Consider the following 2738-nt stretch of genomic DNA (forward strand, 5'->3'; position numbering starts at 1 on the left):
TTCTATCACGATCGCTTTTACGCGACGGGCAGGCGGGGAGCCTTCGTGGAGGATGATTTGCTGGTGTTGACTCCGGCAAGCGTGTGGTACCCGGTGGCAATTCCCCCCGTGAACCCGTTGATGCCGATGGCGACGGGGAGGGATTTCACCCGTTTCCGCCTGGAGGTGCTTCATCCCCGGCAGCGGGAGGTGATCTCGCAGGGTGTGCCCGAGAAGGGGAATGACCGGGTGGTTTTCGAGAACCGGAAGACGTTGCACGGGATCTCCTTGTGCGGGGTGAACGAGCGGCGTTACGTGATACCGACAGATTTGTCCGTGAACCTGGAATTGAACTCGCCGAGTTGGGGGAAGGTGTTCGAGGAGAGGTTCTCGACCATGAGCCGGGAGGATTTTATTGCCACGTGGACGTTGACTTCTCGGCCCGGTTGGTATGGTCTATGGGAAGACTGTTTGTCTAAAAATTGGTATAACCCGGAGACACCTTACCTGTATTTGTTTGAGGTGCCCGTGTCGTTCCGTTTAGATAGCCATACCGGAAAGACCGAGGGAGGGTTAGTGGAGCCGGGGATGATTTTCTTGCGGGAACGAGGGTTTGATATGGATATTGCTTCTATAATGAATGACAAGGAAATGTGGCGTGAGGATACTTTGTTTGGAGTTACTAATGTTTTATATGCTAATATATTAACTTCTCCCCGGACGTTGTCCGATAGTCATCCTTTATTTGGAATTGGCAAGAATAACTCGGGGAATATGAAAAATTCGATAAAGAATGACCATAACGGGGAATCTTTGGACGAGGACCAGAGGGTGTGGGTGTATTCATCCAAATATCCCTTTATGGGTAAAATATGGAATGATTTCTTTGTCGGGGATTGGGAGAAGTCGCTTGGGGTGCCTGACGTGTTGGGTATTGCGCCTGTTAAAAAGCAAAGTGATTTTTTCGTCGGGCACTCTTTTGTCGAGCTATTGGCGAATAACGAGAATTTTGAGTTACGGGAAAAGTTGAGTGATTTATGGAATCGTTTGACATTGAAAATTCCCAAAGATAGCCTGCGGCAAGGTTTGGATCGTTTGTACGCTTGTGGCGACGGGGAGGTGGATTATGATTCCTTGATGCATGAGTGGACGAGACGTTGGGACACGGATGTGGAGGGAATCATCGCGGATTGGCTTACCACGAGACACGAGCAATATTTCAAAGTGAAGGATGCCGTATCTTATTTTGACAAGGCTTCAAGACGCTATAAATGCGAGGGGAAAATCATGAATGCAGGAAGGGAAGGTGGCGTGGTGTCTATTGAATACGGTTCTTTTAATAGAATGCAATGTAGTAATTGTTACTTGAATCCCGGGGAAGCAAAGGCTTTCACGTTAGTGACAAACCAACCGGTCGTGACGATCAATGCTATTTTGGCGGCTAATCGTCCGGCATCATTCAATTTCCGGAGGGAAAGTGTTGACGGTTTGTCAACACCCTGGGAGTTCGGGGAAGAGTGGCGCACGATACCCGTGTCGGAGTTCATGGAAGGGGAAAACCCGAATGAGATTATCGTGGATGACTCGGGTTCGGGTTTCTGTTTGCGGGAAGGTTCTCGCTCGTGGCTTCAAGTGTGGCGGGAAACATCGCCTCCGCTTGTTGTTAATACTGAGATCGGTGACGTGGATGGGCGTTGGAAACGGGTGATAGACATTAACGCGTGTGGGGATTCGATACGTGGTTATCATTACATCCGTGGCGGCAAGGGTAAAACGTCCGCCACGTGGCGGTTGAATATCCCGGAGGCGGGACGCTACCGGGTGATGGCTAAGGTGTACAAAGCATTCACGAGGATGTGGCGCATCGACGAGAAAATTCCTGCTGGAGTTATTTATTATTACACGCTTTCTTTCGGGGGGCAACAGCAGGAGGTGGAAGTGAATTTGGATGGGGAATTGCTGGGGCAAGATAAAAAATCGTGTTGGGCTTCTCTCGGGGAGTATGATTTCCCGGCGGGGGAGGCAAGCGTGACGCTTTCGGATAAGGAGATTTGCGGTCGAAATGAAATCGCTATCGTGGCGGATGCGGTGAAGTGGGTGAAGTTGGAGTGAAAGTTCGTAATTGTAATATAGACCATTTGATGTTAAACATTTAAATTTTAGAATTATGAAAAAGATGATGATGTTTTTGTTGGTGTCTGTATTTTTCTTGGTGGGAGGAATAACCGGGAGTACGGCACAAAAAAAAGGGAGTAAAGCAAGTGTAGGAGTGGTTACAACACCCAAGTCGATATTAGCAGAACCTGGGACAACTGTGAATATAACGTTTTATGTTCAGGGATTGGGAACTGATTATTCGCTTTATGTCATTCATGCAACGCCGGAGGGAAAATTGGAAATACTTGCAGTCTTAAAGCCGAATGGTAGTGTTGAGTATCGAGATACTCCTTTCAAATATAGACTATCTGTTGTTTATAGGCATAACTTTGAAAGTGGTGTTATAACAATTTTTAGCACTAGGAAAGAAGATTCAGGGACATTTTATGTTGGCGTACAAAAAGATAATATGTTTTATTATTCTGAAGGGACGCAATTAACGGTAAGTAGTGAAGCTGGTAGGAATTAAGGAGCTGTTAGGTAAGTTTTTGTTTTTTTATATGAGTGTTATGAAAAATTTGCAGGAAATAATGTGTATCGCTGGGTACGAGATGAAGTTGCAGTGGCGGAGTTGGGTGTTCCGGTTGTTCGTGTTGGTGTCG

2 protein-coding genes are annotated in these 2738 nt (G+C 47.0%); both read left to right on the plus strand.

What is annotated here, in order from left to right; all coding sequences use genetic code 11:
• On the plus strand, window positions 1-2091 hold a 2091-nt coding region (locus A3CY_RS23115), incomplete at its 5' end, for a golvesin C-terminal-like domain-containing protein (RefSeq protein ID WP_018338244.1).
• A gap of 55 nt (window positions 2092-2146) precedes the next feature.
• Window positions 2147-2605, plus strand: a complete 459-nt coding sequence (locus A3CY_RS0112410; RefSeq protein ID WP_026207617.1) for an immunoglobulin domain-containing family protein — start codon at window positions 2147-2149, stop codon at window positions 2603-2605.
• Window positions 2606-2738 lie beyond the last annotated feature (133 nt).

Origin of the sequence: Butyricimonas synergistica DSM 23225, from assembly GCF_000379665.1 — a bacterium.
In the GTDB taxonomy this organism is placed as follows: domain Bacteria; phylum Bacteroidota; class Bacteroidia; order Bacteroidales; family Marinifilaceae; genus Butyricimonas; species Butyricimonas synergistica.